Source organism: Nocardia fusca NBRC 14340, assembly GCF_001618425.1.
Classification (GTDB): Bacteria; Actinomycetota; Actinomycetes; order Mycobacteriales; family Mycobacteriaceae; genus Nocardia; species Nocardia fusca.
Map to the genome: position 1 here is coordinate 57578 of NZ_BDCU01000051.1, position 17553 is coordinate 75130.

The 17553-nt window shown below is 66.7% G+C and carries 20 protein-coding genes; 15 read left to right on the plus strand and 5 right to left on the minus strand.

All coding sequences use genetic code 11. The annotated features are described in order from the left end of the window. Positions 1–58 precede the first annotated feature (58 nt). Positions 59–1117, plus strand: a complete 1059-nt coding sequence (gene moaA, locus NF4_RS30335) for a GTP 3',8-cyclase MoaA (protein ID WP_063130816.1) — start codon at positions 59–61, stop codon at positions 1115–1117. Continuing rightward, the gene (locus tag NF4_RS30340) at positions 1110–1352 is read left to right on the plus strand and encodes a MoaD/ThiS family protein (RefSeq protein ID WP_063130817.1); all 243 of its coding nucleotides are present in this window, start codon (positions 1110–1112) and stop codon (positions 1350–1352) included. The genes moaA and NF4_RS30340 overlap by 8 nt, the downstream gene beginning before the upstream one ends. 252 nt (positions 1353–1604) lie before the next feature. Here the strand turns inward: NF4_RS30340 and nadE are convergent, their stop codons facing one another. Together nadE and NF4_RS30350 are read right to left on the minus strand one after the other, a co-directional pair. Next, complete coding sequence (nadE, locus tag NF4_RS30345) at positions 1605–2429, minus strand: NAD(+) synthase (RefSeq protein ID WP_063130818.1); 825 nt, start codon at positions 2427–2429, stop codon at positions 1605–1607. An 11-nt stretch (positions 2430–2440) separates the two neighbouring features. Further along, positions 2441–3046: a TetR/AcrR family transcriptional regulator gene (locus tag NF4_RS30350; RefSeq protein ID WP_063130853.1), complete on the minus strand. Its 606-nt coding sequence runs from the start codon at positions 3044–3046 to the stop codon at positions 2441–2443. A 211-nt stretch (positions 3047–3257) separates the two neighbouring features. On the opposite strand from NF4_RS30350, the gene NF4_RS30355 reads away from it, so the two are divergent. The 5 genes from NF4_RS30355 (at position 3258) to NF4_RS38200 (ending at position 7880) form a co-directional block, all read left to right on the plus strand. Further along, the gene (locus NF4_RS30355) at positions 3258–3827 is read left to right on the plus strand and encodes an NAD(P)H-dependent oxidoreductase (protein ID WP_063130819.1); all 570 of its coding nucleotides are present in this window, start codon (positions 3258–3260) and stop codon (positions 3825–3827) included. Positions 3828–4360: 533 nt separating this feature from the next. Beyond that, positions 4361–4591 (plus strand): glutaredoxin-like protein NrdH, encoded by a 231-nt coding sequence (gene nrdH / locus NF4_RS30360; RefSeq protein ID WP_030521995.1) that lies wholly within the window; start codon positions 4361–4363, stop codon positions 4589–4591. A gap of 118 nt (positions 4592–4709) precedes the next feature. Further along, on the plus strand, positions 4710–5159 hold the full coding sequence (nrdI, locus tag NF4_RS30365) for a class Ib ribonucleoside-diphosphate reductase assembly flavoprotein NrdI (RefSeq protein WP_063130820.1): 450 nt from the start codon (positions 4710–4712) through the stop codon (positions 5157–5159). Further along, the gene (gene nrdE, locus NF4_RS30370; protein ID WP_063130821.1) at positions 5156–7315 is read left to right on the plus strand and encodes a class 1b ribonucleoside-diphosphate reductase subunit alpha; all 2160 of its coding nucleotides are present in this window, start codon (positions 5156–5158) and stop codon (positions 7313–7315) included. Before nrdI ends, nrdE begins: the two co-directional genes overlap by 4 nt. Before the next feature lie 280 nt (positions 7316–7595). After that, entirely contained in the window at positions 7596–7880 is a 285-nt protein-coding gene (locus NF4_RS38200; protein WP_157120682.1) for a hypothetical protein, read from the plus strand. Positions 7881–8397: 517 nt separating this feature from the next. Here the strand turns inward: NF4_RS38200 and NF4_RS30380 are convergent. Further along, positions 8398–9393, minus strand: coding sequence for an LLM class F420-dependent oxidoreductase (locus tag NF4_RS30380; protein WP_063130823.1), 996 nt, complete (start codon positions 9391–9393; stop codon positions 8398–8400). A 374-nt stretch (positions 9394–9767) separates the two neighbouring features. Between NF4_RS30380 and NF4_RS30385 the strand changes: the two genes are divergently transcribed. From NF4_RS30385 to NF4_RS30410, 6 genes are all read left to right on the plus strand, one after another. After that, entirely contained in the window at positions 9768–10358 is a 591-nt protein-coding gene (locus tag NF4_RS30385) for a hypothetical protein (RefSeq protein ID WP_232330712.1), read from the plus strand. 33 nt (positions 10359–10391) lie between these two features. Beyond that, positions 10392–11186 carry a MerR family transcriptional regulator gene (locus tag NF4_RS30390; RefSeq protein ID WP_063130824.1) on the plus strand — a complete coding sequence of 265 codons (795 nt, stop codon included), beginning with the start codon at positions 10392–10394 and terminating at the stop codon, positions 11184–11186. Further along, complete coding sequence (locus tag NF4_RS30395) at positions 11183–11782, plus strand: hypothetical protein (RefSeq protein WP_063130825.1); 600 nt, start codon at positions 11183–11185, stop codon at positions 11780–11782. The genes NF4_RS30390 and NF4_RS30395 overlap by 4 nt, the downstream gene beginning before the upstream one ends. Positions 11783–12080: 298 nt before the next feature. Next, complete coding sequence (gene mgtE, locus NF4_RS30400) at positions 12081–13445, plus strand: magnesium transporter (protein WP_063130826.1); 1365 nt, start codon at positions 12081–12083, stop codon at positions 13443–13445. Between the two features lie 60 nt (positions 13446–13505). Beyond that, entirely contained in the window at positions 13506–13934 is a 429-nt protein-coding gene (locus tag NF4_RS30405; RefSeq protein ID WP_157120683.1) for a hypothetical protein, read from the plus strand. Between the two features lie 123 nt (positions 13935–14057). Then, a complete protein-coding gene (locus NF4_RS30410; RefSeq protein WP_063130854.1) occupies positions 14058–14831 on the plus strand; it encodes an ESX secretion-associated protein EspG in 774 nt (257 codons plus the stop codon). 609 nt (positions 14832–15440) lie between these two features. Here NF4_RS30410 and NF4_RS30420 read toward each other — a convergent pair. Next, positions 15441–15746 carry a hypothetical protein gene (locus NF4_RS30420; protein WP_063130829.1) on the minus strand — a complete coding sequence of 102 codons (306 nt, stop codon included), beginning with the start codon at positions 15744–15746 and terminating at the stop codon, positions 15441–15443. A 214-nt stretch (positions 15747–15960) separates the two neighbouring features. Between NF4_RS30420 and NF4_RS30425 the strand changes: the two genes are divergently transcribed. Further along, a complete protein-coding gene (locus NF4_RS30425; RefSeq protein ID WP_198165523.1) occupies positions 15961–16779 on the plus strand; it encodes a helix-turn-helix domain-containing protein in 819 nt (272 codons plus the stop codon). After that, positions 16776–16970 carry a DUF397 domain-containing protein gene (locus tag NF4_RS30430; protein WP_063130831.1) on the plus strand — a complete coding sequence of 65 codons (195 nt, stop codon included), beginning with the start codon at positions 16776–16778 and terminating at the stop codon, positions 16968–16970. The genes NF4_RS30425 and NF4_RS30430 overlap by 4 nt, the downstream gene beginning before the upstream one ends. 12 nt (positions 16971–16982) lie before the next feature. Here the strand turns inward: NF4_RS30430 and NF4_RS30435 are convergent, their stop codons facing one another. Then, positions 16983–17417 (minus strand): hypothetical protein, encoded by a 435-nt coding sequence (locus NF4_RS30435; RefSeq protein WP_198165528.1) that lies wholly within the window; start codon positions 17415–17417, stop codon positions 16983–16985. Positions 17418–17553 lie beyond the last annotated feature (136 nt).

Below are 17553 nucleotides of genomic sequence, written 5' to 3' on the forward strand. Positions count from 1 at the left end.
ACCGGCCGATACCCCCGAGGCTCGATATCGATGGGGACCCGGCGTACATAATGGAGGCGTGACGCTGGTCGAAATGGGGATTCCCACCGTGCGGTCCGGGCGCCCTTCCCTCGAGGGACGTCCGGAAACGCCGCTGCTGGTGGATCGATTCGGCCGCACCGCGCGGGATCTGCGGGTGTCCATCACAGAGAAGTGCTCGCTGCGCTGCACCTACTGCATGCCCGAAGAAGGGCTGCCGGCCATCCCGCCCGCGGAGTTGCTCACGGCGGCCGAGATCGTGCGCCTGGTCACGCTCGCCGTCCGCGATCTGGGCGTGCGCGAGGTGCGGTTCACCGGCGGCGAACCGCTGATGCGCCGCGACTTGGAGGAGATCGTGGCCGGCTGCCACGCGGCGGTACCGGAGGTGCCCCTGGCCATGACCTCCAACGGGGTCGGTCTGCGGCATCGCGCCGCCGGGCTGGCGGCCGCCGGGCTGAGCCGGGTCAATATCTCCCTCGACACCGTGGACCGAGCCGATTTCGCCCGGTTGACCCGCCGGGACCGGCTGGATTCGGCGCTGTCGGGTATCCGTGCCGCCGTCGCGGCCGGGCTGGCGCCGGTGAAGCTGAACGCGGTCCTCATGCGGCAGACCCTGCACGGCGCCACGGACCTGCTGCGCTGGTGCCTGGACGAAGGGTGTGAACTGCGGTTCATCGAGGAGATGCCGCTGGACGCCGATCACGAATGGGCGCGGGCCAATATGGTGACCGCCGCCGAACTGCTGGAGGTGTTGGGCGCCCGGTTCCGGCTCACCGCCGTCGGCCGCGACGATCCGGCCGCACCGGCGGAGACCTGGCTGGTCGACGGGGGCCCCGCGACCGTCGGCATCATCGCCTCGGTGACCCGCAAATTCTGCGATACCTGTGACCGCACCCGGCTCACTGCCGACGGTATGCTGCGGTCCTGCCTGTTCAGTGATCAGGAGTTCGATCTGCGCGCGAGTCTGCGCGCCGGGGCGAGCGATGCGGAACTCGCGCAGCTGTGGCGCGGCGCGATGTGGCAGAAATGGGCGGGCCACGGCATCGATGCCGAGGATTTCGTCCCCCCGGAACGCACGATGGGAGCAATAGGTGGTTGAGGTCCGCTACTTCGCCGCCGTGGCCGATGCGGTCGGCAAGGACACCGAGACCCTGGACCTGCCCCCCGGTGCCACGATCGCCGACCTCCGTTCCCGGCTGAGCGCGGTCTACGGACCGGATCTGGACAAGATGCTCGGTGTCTGCGCGTACCTGATGGGTGACGAGCTGACCCGGGACAGCAGCGCGACACTGACCTCGCGCGTCGATGTCATGCCACCCTTCGCGGGCGGCTGATCCGCGGCTCGATCAGCGCCGCCCGGGCGCTCACTGCGCGCTCGCGCGACAGCCGGACGCCGTGCGGGCCAGTCCCGGGCAGCGCCTGCCGCGATCCACTCGCCGAAGCCATGTGGTGCTGGTTCGCAGCGTCTCCGGGCACGACAGGACGAAAGCTGTTCCGTAGTGCGGCCATCCCGGCCCGGACTCTCGATCAGTGAATGGTCGCGCCCCGCAGCCGACCGGCCGGGCTCCAGGGGTGGACCGCAGCGCTCAGCGCCACCAATCGTCGAGCGGAGTCACCGGAACCGTGCGCTTGTGGCGAGTTGTCCGGTAGATCGTTTCGAGCCGCTTCGCCACGTCGTCGGTGACGTCCTTGCCCTCGAGGTAGTCGTCGATCTCGCTGTAGCGCAGGCCGAGTGCTTCCTCGTCGGGCAGCGCCGGACGGTCGTCCTCCAGATCCGCGGTCGGCACCTTGGACGACAGGCGCGCGGGTGCGCCCAATTCCTCGAGCAGCGCGGCACCCTGCCGTTTGGTCAGACCGGTCAGCGGGGTGACGTCCACGCCGCCGTCGCCGTACTTGGTGAAGAACCCGGTGACCGCTTCGGCGGCGTGATCGGTACCGATCACCAGCAGGTTCTCCTGACCGGCGATGGCGTACTGGATCACCATCCGCTCGCGGGCCTTGATGTTGCCGCGCACGAAATCTCGTAGTTTGCCGACCTTGAGGGCCGAAGCCACCTCTGCCGCCACGGCGTTGGCGCCCGGCCGGACGTTCACCACCACCGATTCGTCGGGCGCGACGAAGGTCATGGCGACGCGGGCGTCGGCTTCGTCGGATTGAACACCGTAGGGTAGCCGCACGGCGACGAATCGGGCCTCGTGACCTTCGGCGCGCAACTCTTCGGCGGCCAGCTGGCACAGCCGTCCGGCGAGGGCGCTGTCCTGGCCTCCGCTGATGCCGAGCACGAAACCCTTCGCCGGTGTGGCGCGCAGATAGTCCTTCAGGAAATCGACGCGGCGCCGAATCTCGTCCTTCGGCTCGATGTTCGGCAGCACACCCAGTTCGGAGATGATCTGTTCACGCAGGTTTCCCATGCCGGATCACTCTACTGCTCGGGGGAAACGGCCACGCGACGAACAAGGGCTTCCCAGTTGTCGCCGATCTGCTCGCGCGTGTAACCGAGTGTGCGGAGCTGGTGCAGGACGAGCGCGGCGCCGAGCGCGGCAAGCAGGGTATCGGCCAGCAGCGCGGGATCGCCCGGGGTGCCCGCGTCGCGCAGCAGCATCGTCACATGGGTTTTCAGTACGAGATAGGGCCGGCTGCTGAAATGGTCCTCGGAGGAGCCGAGTTCGGCCGCGCGATGCAGTTCGCCCGTGACTTCGATATCCAGTAGCCGAGCCCGTCCGAACGCGACGAGCCGCTCCACCGGTGGCGCGCCCGGTCCCAGCGGCGGCGGGCCGAAGATGAACGCCTCCTGCGCCTGGGTCTCGGAGTGGTCGAGCAGCGCGTACATCAGGCCGGTCCGGTTGCCGAACCGCCGGAACACCGTGCCCTTGCCGACCCCGGCCCGTTTGGCGAGCGCGTCCATGGTGAGGGCGTCCACGCCGTGGTCGCGTACGAGTTCCTGTGCGGCGTCGAGCAGTCGGCGCCGGTTGCGCGCGGCGTCGGCGCGTTCGGCGGGTTCGGCGGTACCGGGTAGTTCGGGTCCCACCCCCCGGTGCGGCGGCCGGACCCGCAGTGCGAGCGGCTCGGCCGACGCGGGGTTCGGTCGCGGGTCACCCGAGGGTCCGGATTCGGTGGGATCCGGACTGAGTGTGTCGTAGTTCACGGCGCTGTGCGTCCCTCCGGAGGAATGTAGCGGACCGTGGTCCGGTTAGTCTGGGCAGTGGGATCGTCACACAACTAGTACCGCAGGAGTGAACATGAGCCAGACCCGTATCGTCGCCCTCGTCGGCAGCCTTCGCGACGCCTCGGTCAGTCGCCAGGTCGCCGAGGCGGCGGCCTCCACCGCGCCCGCGGGCGTCGAGGTCTCCCTCTACGAAGGTATCGGTGATATCCCGTTCTACAACGAGGATATCGATATCGCGGGTTCGGTACCGGCCGCTGCCCAGGCGCTGCGCGACGCGGTCGCGGCGAGCGACGGTCTGCTGTTGGTCACCCCGGAATATAACGGGACCCTGCCGGCGGTATTGAAGAATGCGATCGATTGGCTGTCCCGTCCCTACGGCGCGGGTGCGATCGGCGGTAAGCCGGTGGCCGTGCTCAGCGGTTCGATCAGCCCCAACGCCGCCCGGTGGGCGCACGCCGACGCGGTCAAGTCCGTGGGTATCGCCGGCGGGAAGATCGTGGAGGAAGCGCATCTGCACTATGCCGCGTGGGGCGAGCGCTTCGCCGCCGGTCACCCGCGTGAGGATGCCGAGGTGCAGCGCGAACTGGCCGAGTCGGTGAAGGTTCTGGTCGCCGCGGCCAGCGGGGAGCTCGTCTCCGCCTGATATCGGCGCATCATGAGGGCCGCTCCGTCGTCGACGGAGCGGCCCTCATGTTTCCGGTCGGTCGGTTTCCTACGGGACCCGAGGGCCTGCTGGGGCCCGGAGCTACTGGTGTGACAGACGTAGTCTCCTGCGTTTGCTGAAAGAGAACTGGCTCGAGCGATTTGTGATCTGGGCCACGGTGAATGCGGCGTGTCGAGTTGCTGTCCTGCGGCTTACAGCGGTGAAATCACATGGTTGTGACTCGCAACATCTCGTGTTGTTTCTTTCTGTCGGCCACTAGGTGTAGTGTCATCGATGCTTGGAGGCGGCGGTGCAACAGGCCCGCTGGCACCAGGTGGAACCGGCCCGGACGTGGCGTTTCAGGGTCGGTCCTCGGAGTTTGCGCAGATCATCCGATCGTGCCGACACACCGCACAACGCAGACGGGTCACCGGCTGGGATCAGGCATGCGGTGAGCTCGGCCCGGAGGGCGGCGGACCGTCACCACGAAGGACCGCGAACACCGCACATAGGCACAGGAGAGAGGGACTCGAATGATCACCGTGTACACCAAGCCCGCTTGCGTGCAGTGCAACGCCACCTACAAGGCCCTCGACAAGGCCGGGGTGGAATATCAGGTCGTCGATATCTCCACCGATGCCGATGCCCGCGACTACGTGATGGCCCTCGGCTACCTGCAGGCCCCCGTCGTCGTCTCCGGTGACGAGCACTGGTCCGGTTTCCGGCCCGATCGCATCAAGGCGCTGGCCACCGTCGCCGCCTGAGTGCGTCAGGCCCGAAGGCGGCAGCGCAGCGTAACCACGAAGGGCCCGCGCTCAGGCCCGATAGACACAGCCTGAGCGAACAGCGCGCCCGACCGGGTCGGGGAACAGGGGAGGTGAGATGTCCGAGTCGCATACGCTGGTCTATTTCTCCAGTGCGTCGGAGAACACCCACCGGTTCGTCGAGAAGCTGGGTATCCCGGCACTCCGGATCCCCCTGCACACCACCGACTCGCTGCGGGTCGACGAACCCTACGTGCTGATCGTCCCCACCTACGGGGGCGGCCGGCATGTACTCGGTTCGACACGTTCCGACAAGGAATTCGTCCCGCGCCAGGTCGCCAAGTTCCTCAACGATCCGCACAACCGCGCCCTGTTGCGCGGGGTCATCGCGGCCGGGAACACGAACTTCGGCGACACCTTCTGCTTCGCAGGTGATGTCATCTCCCGCAAATGCGGGGTGCCCTACCTGTACCGCTTCGAACTCATGGGAACCGCCGAGGACGTCGCCCGCGTCCGTGAGGGATTGGGATTGTTTTGGCAGCAACAACGACAGCACCAGCAGGTATGACCGCCCGGCTGGAGCAGCCCCCGCAGCGCACCGGCGAATCCGGTGAGGTGCTGGACTACCACGCCCTCAACGCGATGCTGAACCTGTACGGCCCGGATGGCGAGATCCAGTTCGACAAGGATCGCGAAGCCGCCAACCAGTACTTCCTGCAGCACGTCAACCAGAACACGGTCTTCTTCCACAACCTCGACGAGAAGCTCGATTACCTTGTGGAGGAGAACTACTACGAACCCGAGGTACTCGACCAGTACAGCCGGGCCTTCGTGAAGAAGCTGTTCCAGCAGGCGTATGCCAAGAAGTTCCGGTTCCCTACCTTCCTCGGCGCGTTCAAGTACTACACCTCCTACACCCTCAAGACCTTCGACGGGAAGCGCTACCTGGAGCGTTTCGAGGACCGGGTGTGCATGGTCGCGCTGACCCTGGCCGCCGGTGACGAGGTGCTCGCGAGCAAACTCGTCGAGGAGATCATCGACGGCCGTTTCCAGCCGGCCACCCCGACCTTCCTCAACTCCGGTAAGAAGCAGCGCGGCGAACCGGTGTCCTGCTTCCTGCTGCGTATCGAGGACAATATGGAGTCCATCGGGCGCTCCATCAACTCCGCGCTGCAGCTGTCCAAGCGCGGCGGCGGAGTGGCACTGCTGCTCAGCAATATCCGCGAGCACGGTGCCCCGATCAAGAAGATCGAGAACCAGTCCTCGGGCGTCATCCCGATCATGAAACTGCTCGAGGATTCCTTCTCCTACGCCAACCAGCTCGGTGCGCGCCAAGGCGCGGGTGCGGTGTACCTGCACGCCCACCACCCCGATATCTACCGTTTCCTCGACACCAAGCGGGAGAACGCGGACGAGAAGATCCGCATCAAGACGCTGTCGCTGGGCGTGGTGATCCCGGACATCACCTTCGAACTGGCCAAGAAGAACGAGGACATGTACCTGTTCTCGCCGTACGACGTGGAACGTATCTACGGCAAGCCGTTCGCCGATGTCGACGTCACCGAGAAGTACTACGAGATGGTCGACGACAAGCGGATCCGCAAGTCCAAGATCAAGGCGCGCGAGTTCTTCCAGACCATCGCCGAGCTGCAGTTCGAATCCGGCTACCCCTACATCATGTTCGAGGACACGGTGAACCGGGCCAACCCGATCGCCGGCAAGATCACCCATTCGAACCTGTGCTCGGAGATCCTGCAGGTCTCCACCCCGTCGATCTACAACGACGACCTCACCTACGCGCACGTGGGCAAGGACATCTCCTGCAACCTGGGGTCGCTCAATATCGCCAAGGCGATGGACTCCCCGGATTTCGCCCGGACCATCGAGGTGGCGATCCGGGCCCTGACCGCCGTCTCCGATCAGACCCATATCAACTCGGTGCCCTCGATCGAACAGGGCAACAACTCCTCGCACGCCATCGGCCTCGGCCAGATGAACCTGCACGGATACCTGGCCCGCGAGCACATCCACTACGGGTCCGATGAGGGCCTGGATTTCACGAACATCTACTTCTACACTGTCGTCTACCACGCCCTGCGGGCCTCGAATACGCTCGCCCGGGAACGTGGTACGTACTTCGGTGGGTTCCCCGAATCCAAGTACGCCTCCGGTGAGTACTTCGACAAGTACACCGACCGGGTGTGGGAACCGAAGACCGAACGGGTCGCGCGATTGTTCGCCGACGCCGGTATCCGCATCCCCACCCAGGACGACTGGCGGGAACTGAAGGCCGCTGTCATGGAGCACGGCCTCTACAACCAGAACCTGCAGGCCGTCCCACCGACCGGGTCGATCTCCTACATCAACCACTCCACCAGTTCCATCCACCCGGTGGCGTCGAAGATCGAGATCCGCAAGGAAGGCAAGATCGGCCGCGTCTACTACCCGGCCCCGTACATGACCAACGAGAACCTGGACTACTACCAGGATGCGTACGAGATCGGCTACGAGAAGATCATCGACACCTACGCCGCGGCCACCCAGCACGTGGACCAGGGCCTGTCGCTGACCCTCTTCTTCAAGGACACCGCCACCACCCGCGACCTGAACAAGGCCCAGATCTACGCCTGGCGTAAGGGCATCAAAACCCTCTACTACATCCGCCTGCGGCAGATGGCGCTGGAGGGCACCGAGGTCGAGGGCTGCGTGAGCTGCATGCTGTAGTTCTGTGCGGTATGTAGGCCGGTGCTGGTGATCGATGGAGTGGCACCGCATGTCGGAAGTGGTGGAACGGATCACCGCCGCTTTGCTGCGATTCACCGAGCGGGATGTCGGTCGGCGGCAGGACTTCAACGGGACGATCCGGACCGGTCCTGCGGCCGCCGGCCGTGCCGAAGAGGCATCCCTCGGCCTGTTCGGTAGAGACCGGATCGAACATTCACCGGATTCCGCTTCGAGGGCGGAACAGTCGAGGTCGTATCGGCCGACTCCGGAGGAGCGGGCGATGAGTTCTCGGACGCAGCTGAGGTCCGAAGACGAGTTGACCGCGTCCTTGCCGCCGGGCAACAACAACGGTGTGCACATCATGCGGGGTAGCGACGACAAATTGGTTGTCTACAAGCCCGCGGCCGAGGAAACCTTCGATGGGATCAGCTGGATTCGGCACGTGCCGGGTGAGTTGGCGAAGCGGGAGGTCGCGGCGTATCGCATCAACCGATTGCTCGGGTTCGATCTCGTGCCCCCCACCGGGCTGATCGAGCGGGGGCCGCACGGCCCTGGCTCCGTGTAGGAATATCGCACACTGCGACCCGACGAGGAGCCCTGGCACGCCTTCGATGCGAAACAGCAGCAACAGGCGGCCGTCCTGCACTACATCATCGGCATGCCGGACGGGTTGGCGCACAACTACCGGCGCGACGAGAACGGTGACCTGGTTCTTTTCGACCACGGGTACGCCTTTCCACAGGCTCCGGACCCCCGTCGCGATGACGCGATATCGTTCGGGATCGACTCCGACTTCGCAGACACCCACCGTGGCGCCGACTTCGACCCGGACGTACTGGAAGCCGTGGATCCCTGTCCCCGGACCAGGTACGTGGCGCCCTCGACAATCTCGGCTTCGACGAGAGTGCGATCAACGGAGTCCTGGCGAGGATCGAGAAGATCAAGTCCGCACGCACCATACCGAGCTCTGATCTCGATCCGTCCATGGGCGGCCGCTGATCCTCATCGCCGGAATCGGGTACGGCACCGCGCGGTGGCCCGCGGCCTCGTTGGCGTCCCACCGGGACCACCGCTGCCCGGAATCAGGACAGTGCCGGGAGCACTTCGCGTTCGAAGAGTTCGATACCGCTGGTGTCGTAGGCCGCTTCGGGGAAGTTGAAGATGGCGTAGCCCAGCCCGCGATCACGGACGGCGGACAGTTTCTCCACGATCTGTTCCGGGGTGCCGACCGCCGCGCTGCCGTTGTTCAGGTTGTCGACGTAGGCGCGCGCCTTCTCCTCGCCCAGGACCGGGGCGATCCGGGCGGCGTGCTCGGACTTGCGCTGTTCGACCTCGGCCTCGGTGGCACCGATGGCGACATTGAAGTTGGCGCTGCGCACGATGGCGTCGAAATCGGTGCCCACCTCGGCGCAGTGCGTGCGCAGGATCTCCGATTTGTGGGTGAACTCGTCGGGGCTGTTACCGGCGAAGTTCGTGTAGTTCGCGTATTTCGCGGCGATACGCAGGGTTTTCTTCTCGCCGCCGCCCGCGATCCAGAGCGGCAGGCCGCCCTCTTGGGCGGGCAGCGGGCGCACGATCGCGCCGTCCACCTGGTAGTAGCGGCCGTCGAGGGTGGCGGCGCCGGTCTGCCAGGCCTGACGGAAGATCTGCACCCCTTCCTCAAGCCGGCCGAGCCGCTCCCCGGCGGTGGGGAAACCGTATCCGTAGGCGCGCCATTCGTGTTCGTACCAGCCGCCGCCGATACCCATCTCGGTGCGGCCCCCGGAGATCAGATCCACTGTCGCCGCGACCTTGGCGAGGTAGGCGGGGTTGCGGTAACTGATCGCCGTACACATCTGGCCCAGCCGCACCCGGGTCGTGGTGGCGGCGAAGGCGGACATGAGGGTCCAGGCTTCGTGAGTGGCTTCCTCGCTCGGCTCCGGAACAGTGTGGAAATGGTCGTACACCCACAGCGACTCCCACACCGGGTTCGCATCGGCGCGGGCCGCCAGACCCCGCATCACCTCCCAGTGGGTAGCGGGATCGAGACCTACCAGGTCGAGACGCCACCCCTGCGGGATGAAGATTCCGAAGCGCACAGCACTCTCCTCAGATGTCGGGCCCGGGGGCCACCGTGAGATATCTCGGTTTCCACTCTGGCGAGGTCTCGGCGGCCGGGCAACGTTTCCGCGCTGCCTGCACCGAATCGCGCATATCGTCAGCGGCGAAGCGCGATTGTGCGCCAAAGCCCCTACCTGGGCGGTTTCGCCTCACCTCCACCGTGAATCGCTGACCGCAGCCCGCAACATCCGCTAAGGCGAAGACATGGTTCGGCCCGATCTCGGCGCGCCCAGCCCCGGGGGCCTTTCGATTCCCCCATCGCTCCGGCCTACGACCGGGGCAAGTCCGTCGTGGTGCCGCCGGGCGAAAACTGGTCGCCTGTGTCGGTGCCGCGCGTCACACTGAGGGAGATATGAACGAAGGACAACCGACACTCGGCGTGGATTTCGGCCGGGTGATCCAGGGAGCGGCCCTCGCCGACGGCCCAGGCGATACCGTCTTCCTCTCGGGCGGCGCGGAAGAGGCCATGCGAACCCCGCCCAGTGACCACGCTTTCGAGGTGCTGCCCCGGCTGGTGAGCCGGTTCGGCGGCCGGGCGTGGGTGATCTCCAAATGCGGGCCCCGGGTCCAGGAACGCACCACGCAATGGCTGGACCATCACGATTTCTACCGGCGGACGGGTATCGCGCGCGGCAATGTCCGGTTCTGCCGGGAACGTGCCGACAAGGCGGTGCACTGCGCGGAGCTCGGCGTCACCCATATGATCGACGACCGCCTCGAGGTCCACCAGGCACTGCGCGGCCTGGTGCCGCATCTGTTCCTCTTCGGTGTGCAGCGCGGACCGATCCCGGAGTGGGTCCGGCACACCCGGACCTGGCCGGAAGTCGAAGACTCGATCTTCCCTCGAGAACTGCGCCGGGCGATGCGGTATTCGACCGACGCGGCATCGCCTACATGGGAGATTCGCGCGCGAGGTGCGTCCGATCCCCGGTTCCGGTCTTGACTACGACGTAGCGTCACACCGGAAGCTGGTGCTATGAGGATCAGCGAAATAGCCACGGCCGCCGGGACGACTCCTCGCGCCGTCCGCCACTATCACCGGCTCGGCCTGCTGCCCGAACCGGTCCGCCCCGACAACGGCTACCGCGACTACGGACTGGCGGAGCTGGCGCGGCTCATGCGTATCCGCTGGCTCGCCGACAACGGGTTGCCGCTGGGTGCCGTGGCCGCCGTGTTCGAGACCGAGCACGGAACATCGGATACCGATGACCTCCGCGCCGATCTGGCGGCCCTGCACGACGAGATCTCCCACCGTGTCGCCCAGCTCGTCCGCAAGAAGGAAGGGCTCGGCCGGATGTTGGCCGCCGTCGACGCGGGCCGGACGCTCACCGCGCTATCCGCGGAGCTCGCCGACGCGCTCGACGCCGCCCGCGAGCGAGCCGACGACCTGGAACGCGCCGCACTCGACCGGGAGCGCGATCTGCTGGAGATCATCGCCATCTCCGGCGACACCCCGGACGAGATGTTCAGCTGGTTCGCGCGCGCGTTCTCCGATCCCGCGGCCCGGGAGAGCTACCGCCGGATGCTGCACGGCTGGGAGCGGTTGAGCGGCCGGGCGGTGGAACAGTCCGGGGAGTTGATCGAACAGGTGGCGCACGAGCTCGCCGCCGGGCTGCGTGCTGCCGACTTCGAATCGCTGACCGCTTCCGGCTCTTCCGGCGGCGCAAGCGGGCCCGATCTGTCGCTCGCGGCATTCGTGCCCGATCCGGCCCAGCGCCGGGCGGTCCTGCGGGCGATCGAACTGCTCACCGGCGCGGACGATCGACCATGACCGGGCGCACAACCAGGTTCCTGCGAAACCAGGGCCGGGCCTACCGTGCGGTCTGGCTGTGGTTGCGCCGGCGAACCGATTGCGACGGCCGAGAACGCGCGCCGTTGCCCGGCACACAGGGCGTGCTGGCGATGCCACTGGCCTTTCTGGCGGCGACCTTGCTGGAAATGGCGGTGCTTCACATCCTGATCCCGTGGGCGTGGCTGAGTGTTTCGCTGGGCGTGCTGTCGCTGTGGTCGTTACTGCTGCTGTTCGCGATGTTCGTCGCGGATATCGCCTACCCGCACTACGCCACCGCCCGTGCGCTGGTGCTGCGCCGCGGCGGCCGTGAGATCGCGACCATCGCGTTCGACCGGATCGCGGCCGTCGCCGAACACCGCCGCTACAACCACACCGGAACAGCCCTCGACGGCGACCGCCTGTTCCTCGCCGGACCGGACGGCACCACCGTCGATGTGACACTCCGCGAACCGGTCGATATCCGGGTGGAGTCGCCGCTGCCCAGCGGCCGGATCTCCGCCGCGGTGACGCGGATCAGCCTGTTTCTCGACGATCCCGCGCAACTGCACGGCGCGCGGACACGCCCGGGAGTGTGAAACGCCGTGTGACGAACCTTTCGATGCGGACTTCCCGTGGTCAGGATGTATTCTGATCAAGAATGCGTTCGCATTCATAGACAGTTTTCCGGATCGGGCGTGTACCCACGCGCGTGGCGGCGACCAAGAGGAGGTGGTGTTGCAATGCGCAGCGAACCTCCCAGTCGAAGGCCGCGCGGCGTCGTCCGCCCGTGTTTCCGCTTGCAGTAACTGTCGGCGGAGCGGCCCGGCTCGGCGCCTCGCGGTGTGACTTTCCTTCGAAATCACTCGCAACTCACTGCTGTGCCGAGGACTTCTCATGTCGCAGATCGATCTCATCGAAGTGCCGACGACGCTGTCGGAATCCCTCCAGGGCGTGGTCGAGAGCCACCGCGTCGACGCCGCGCTGCACTGGCTGGCCAACCATCCGCCGCACGTCATCGCCGACGAACTCGCGCGGATGGACGCCGTCGAGGCCGGGGTCGCGTTCCGATTGCTTGACAAGGATCTGGCATTGGCGGTGTTCGAGGAACTCGAACCCGTCGATCAGCAGCAGATCCTGCAGGGCCTGCGGGACCAGAGTTTCCGCGAACTCGTCGAAGGCATGGCACCCGACGACCGTGCCCGCATGCTGCGCGAAGCGCCGGCGAAGGTGGCGAAGAAAGCCCTCGCCGGGCTGAGCCCCCGCGAACGCCGGATGACCGCCGCGCTGCTCGGCTACCCCGAGGGCTCGGTCGGCCGGTACATGTCGCCCGAGGTCGTCGCGATCCCCGGCACCCTCACCGTCGCCGACGCCCTGCGCACGGTCCGGCTCAAGGGCGGCAACGCCGAAACGGTCTACACCCTTCCTGTGGTCGATGCGGGCCGCCGCCTGCAGGGCATCGTGGAACTGCGCGAACTCGTACTCACCGGCCCCGACACCATGGTCGCCGACCTCGTCGTCACCGAACCCGCGTTCGTCCGCGCCACCGATTCGGCGGAGAAGGCCGCGCGCCTCATGCGCGAGACCAACGACATCAACCTGCCCGTCGTCGACAGCGAGGACCGGTTGGTCGGGCTGCTCACCATCGACGACGCCGTCGAGGTCATCGAGGCCGCCGACAGCGAGGACGTCGCCAAACAGGCCGGTTCGGCGCCCTGGGAAGGCCACTACATGGCCGCCGGGGTGTTCCAGCTCGCCCGCTACCGCGCGCTGTGGCTGATGCTGCTGCTGGTCGCGGCGACGCTGACCGTGAGCGTGACCGGTTTCTTCGAGGCCACCCTCGAGCAGGCGGCACAGCTGGCGCTGTTCATTCCACTGCTCATCGGGGCGGGCGGTAATGCCGGCGCCCAAGCCGCCACGGCTTGTGTGCGCGCGGTCGCGGTCGGGGAGGTGCGCGGTGGCGACCTGTTCAAGGTCATCTGGCGGGAGTGCCGGGTGGGGTTGGTCCTCGGGACCATGCTGGCTGTGGTCGGTGTGATCATCGGCGGACTGTTCGTCGGCCCCCGGGTCGCGGTGGTAGTCGGAGTCACCCTGGTGCTGATCTGTGCCTGGGCCGCCACCATCGGCGGCACCATGCCGCTGCTGGCCAAGCGGCTACGGATCGACCCGGCGGTGGTCTCGGCGCCCATGGTCACGACGCTGGTCGACGCGACCGGGCTGATCATCTACTTCACCACCGCGAAACTGGTGCTGGGGATCTGAGCGGGGCAGCGTCGAGTCGAGTTCGGCGCCGGGGGCGGCCCGGCCTGTGCCATGGGAGTGATGGTTCGCGACACCGCCACCGAGCCCGCGTCCACGGAAAACCCCACCGGCACCACCCCCACTGTCCCGGCGGGCACCACACCGGCCGGTGTGACCACAAGTCCCGGTTCGCCGGGCGGTACACCTTCGGGAACTCCCGGTTCCCCGGGCACTCCCGAGTCGCAGACTCCCGGCCGCACGGTTCAGGGCGCACCGAATACCGCCGCCGGCGTCCCGGCCGGTGCGTCCGCCGCCGCGGCGAACGCGGCGGCGAACCGTGGGATGACGGGTATGCCGATGGGCGGCGCCGGTGCGGGACGTGGCGGTCAGGACGACGAGTCGAAGCGTTCGACCCCCGATTACCTGATCAACCAGGAGAACACCGAGGAATTGCTGGGCGCTATCCCGCCCACCATCGACGGTGGCGTGATCGGACGCAACCCCGACTAGAAGCCGAGAGTTTCGCCGTACGAGCCGCTCGGTCGGCCGGCCGAACGGCATTCGGTGCGGTACCGGAACGTCGCCGATACATCGCGGGAGCTGCTGTCCCGCAACGAAAAAGAGGAACGATCGATGTCCGAGTGGACGTGGGAGCCGGATGATTTCGCGGCGCTGTGGTACAGCGACGCCTACGATCGGTTCCCCAGCCCACTGCGCTACACCAGCCGTTTCGCCTTCAACGACGAAGCCCGGGCGCATCGCCTCGCGGTGCGGGAGCGGTATACACGGGAGGAGCGCGCCACTATCCAGCTGGCCTTGGATACGCTGGGCACCTCGAAAATGCATATCGCGATCTTCGGCGGCACTGTCGCGCACAAACGCAGCACCGGACGCGGCGATATGCGCAACTACCGGATCGTGGGCGCGCGCACCGAGAGTCATGCGGTGACGATGAGCCAGGCCGGCAATGCCGACGACTTCGGGTCGATTCAGGTGCGACTTCTGCGGCCGGAGCAGCTGGTGGCCCGGCTGGTGGCCGCGTTGCCCGGTTGCGCGCCCGGCACGGCCGGACCCGAGACCTTCCATCCCGACGATGTGGACTCCCGGCAGGAGCAGTTCGAGAATCCGCAGCGCACCCGTGCCCGGGACCGGTATCGGCGGCTGGTCCGGAGAGAGGCCGACGGTGGCGGTTGCGCGGTGCTGCGGCTGGGGCGATTCGACGCGAATGCCGACCCGCTCCGGTCGCTGGAATGGCACGACATCACCGGCGACGGCCGCTACACCGAACAGCGCGGAACCCACGTCACGGTGCGCCCGGCCACCCCGGCCGAGTTCACCCGCCATTTCGGCAGCTGGCTGGACCTGGCCTGGCGCCGGTTGGCGGAGGAGCGCGCCGACGCCTGGTGAGCGCGGGCTTCGGTGCAGGCGGACACGGGTAGCGCTCACAGTCCGGTCCGTTCGCGCGGGTTCGTGATCCGCAGCCGCAGTAGATGCGGATGGTTGGCGTCGTCGAGAGCGAGTGCGGCGGTCCACAGGGACGCGTCGATGGATTCCGGTAGGCGCCAATCCCGGGGTGCGACAGCGGGGAACCGCAGGAGTATCGGGTCGGCGCCGCAGTGGTGGGGGCGGACCGCCCACCACTGACGACCGGTGGCATCGATGGTGGCGGCCGCGAGGACATCGGACCCGGCGGGGAGTCGCGCGGCTCCGGTACGGACGGGTGCCGGGATATGCCGGGCGGCGGCGCGGGAATCCAGTTGATCGGCGAAACAAGGAAGACGAAACCGAGTCCGAACATGCCGGGGCCGAGGACGGCGCGCACCCGGGCGGCCGCCACATGGATCGGATTCGGATCCGTGACGTCCCGGCTCGGATCGACCTCGGCGCATTCGGCGTGGATCGTCTCGCCGTCGAAGCGGAATCCGAACAGTACGGGCAGCGATCCGGCGGGTACGGTCGGCAGGAAGTGCGCGGTGATTTCGGCGACCGACTCATCGTCGGGGTAGCGGATAACGCTCATCCGAGCAGTCCCCGCGCGACGGTATGTGTCCAGAACTCGTGACGGATCGCATCCCACAGGCGGGTGTATTCGGGGAACCGTTCCCGCATATCCGCGAGGTCGGTGCAGGCGCGGGCGGGCAGCGGTGCGGCCGCGTCCGCTGTATTGCGCACCTCCAGGATCTGGATCGCCCCGCGGTCGAGCCGCCAGGCGGCCAGCCGGCCGTCGCATTCGGTGTGGCGCGTCGGTGCGTGCGTCTCGGCGGCGCCGGTGGCCGCCGGGAAAGCGTCTTTGCGCCAACGACTTCCGTATCTCTCGGACATGCGACTATGTTGCTGCAGGTCACAGACTCGGCGTGGGTCGGCGGGAGGCCGTCATGGGATCGATCGGAAGGCGCAGCACGTTTCCCGGTACCTGCCTACGATTGTTCTCGCACTGAGAAACGCCGGGCGATTCGTTGAGAAACAGGGGAGGCACGATGCCGAGCAAGGCGGATCTCAGCGGCACCACATTGCCGCGGCGGCAACTGGGAGAGCGTTGCGCGACGCGCGCCACGCACGCGGTTCGACGCTGGAACAGGTGGCCCGGGAGACCGAGTTCAGCCGGGCGACATTGAGCCGGATCGAGCTGGGGCAGTATGAGCGGATCAAGGTCCGGGAGGTCGAATACCTCTGCGGTTACTTCGATCTGCCGGACGATCGCACCCAGTATCTGATGGCCATTGCCGCGGAATCGAACACCAAGGTCTGGTGGCAGAACTATCGCCACTTCCTGCATGAAGGATTCAGCTCCTACCTCGAACTGGAGTCCTATGCAACGGAATTCCGGTTCTTCCAACCACTTGTGATCCCTGGCCTGCTCCAGACTGCGGACTATGCCCGAGCCGTCTATCGCGCGTCCGCACCCGACGATCCGGAAGCGGAGGTCGACAGCTGGGTCGAAATGCGCATGCAGCGTCGTACTCGAATCGTGCAGCGGCGTTGGAAGGCTCGACTCGAGTTCTTATTGCACGAGAGTGTGCTGCACACGGTGGTCGGGTCGAAACCGAAGATGGCTGCTCAGTGCCGCTGCATTGCCGATGTGAGCACCCAGGAGAACATTGCGATCCGGGTGGTCCCGTTCGAGGCCGGTCTTCCCACCGGCCACGTCGTTCCGCCATTTATTGTCCTCGACTTTCCGGATACCGAGCCGTCCGTAGTCCACTCCGAGGGTGCGATCGGCTCGATGACTTTCGAGGACACCGTTGATGTGGATCGATTTCGGTCCCTGTACGAAACGATTCGGTCCGCAACGTACGACGAAGTCGTCTCGCGGGACCGAATCCGGAAAATAGCAAGGAGATACGAGCAATCATGATCGGGTATTCCGGGGATGAGTGGTTCAAGTCCTCCTATAGCGGGACCCAGGGTGACTGTGTCGAAGTCGCATGGCTGGGCTCGGGGCGGGTCGGCGTACGGAATTCCAAGAACCCGGCCGGCCCCGCGCTGGACTTCGCACCGGCGGACTGGGATGCCTTCATCGCCCGGATGCGTGGGGACCGAGAATGATCCGCCGGTGACTCAGGGCGCCGGGAACCGGGCCATGAGCGCATCGCGGGCCCGCTCCACTTCGGCGTGGTCCAGGCCGAAAGCTGTGACCGTCGGAACCAGATCACCGGTGACGGGTGGCCCGGCTACCACTGTGTAGCCGATGTGGCCACCGGCGATCACACGGGTGACGAACACTTCCCGCCCGTTCACGGTAACGGTTTCCGAGCGGGAGATCTCGTTCTCGTGCTGGTAGCCGTAGTCGATTGCGCTCGGGTTCTCGGCGGCGCCGAACCGGCAACTGTGCACCGCCTGGTAATCCGCCACCGGCAACAGTGGCGCGGCTCCGATCCGCAGCGGGATCTCGCACGGGTCGGCGCCGGTCAGCACGGTGCGCACCGAATCGGGAGAGGTGTCGTAGGCCGGAGGTGACTCGTTCGCTCGACCCGGCCGGGGCCGGTCGGGCACGATGGACGATGCGCTGGAAGTCAGCGGTCAACGCCTTCGCCGACCGCTGGCCCGACGCCCGAACCTACTGAGAGAAACCGCCGGAAACGCCGTTACCGAGATAGTCCCAGGTGATCGGCCACCCCCGTGGGGCCGA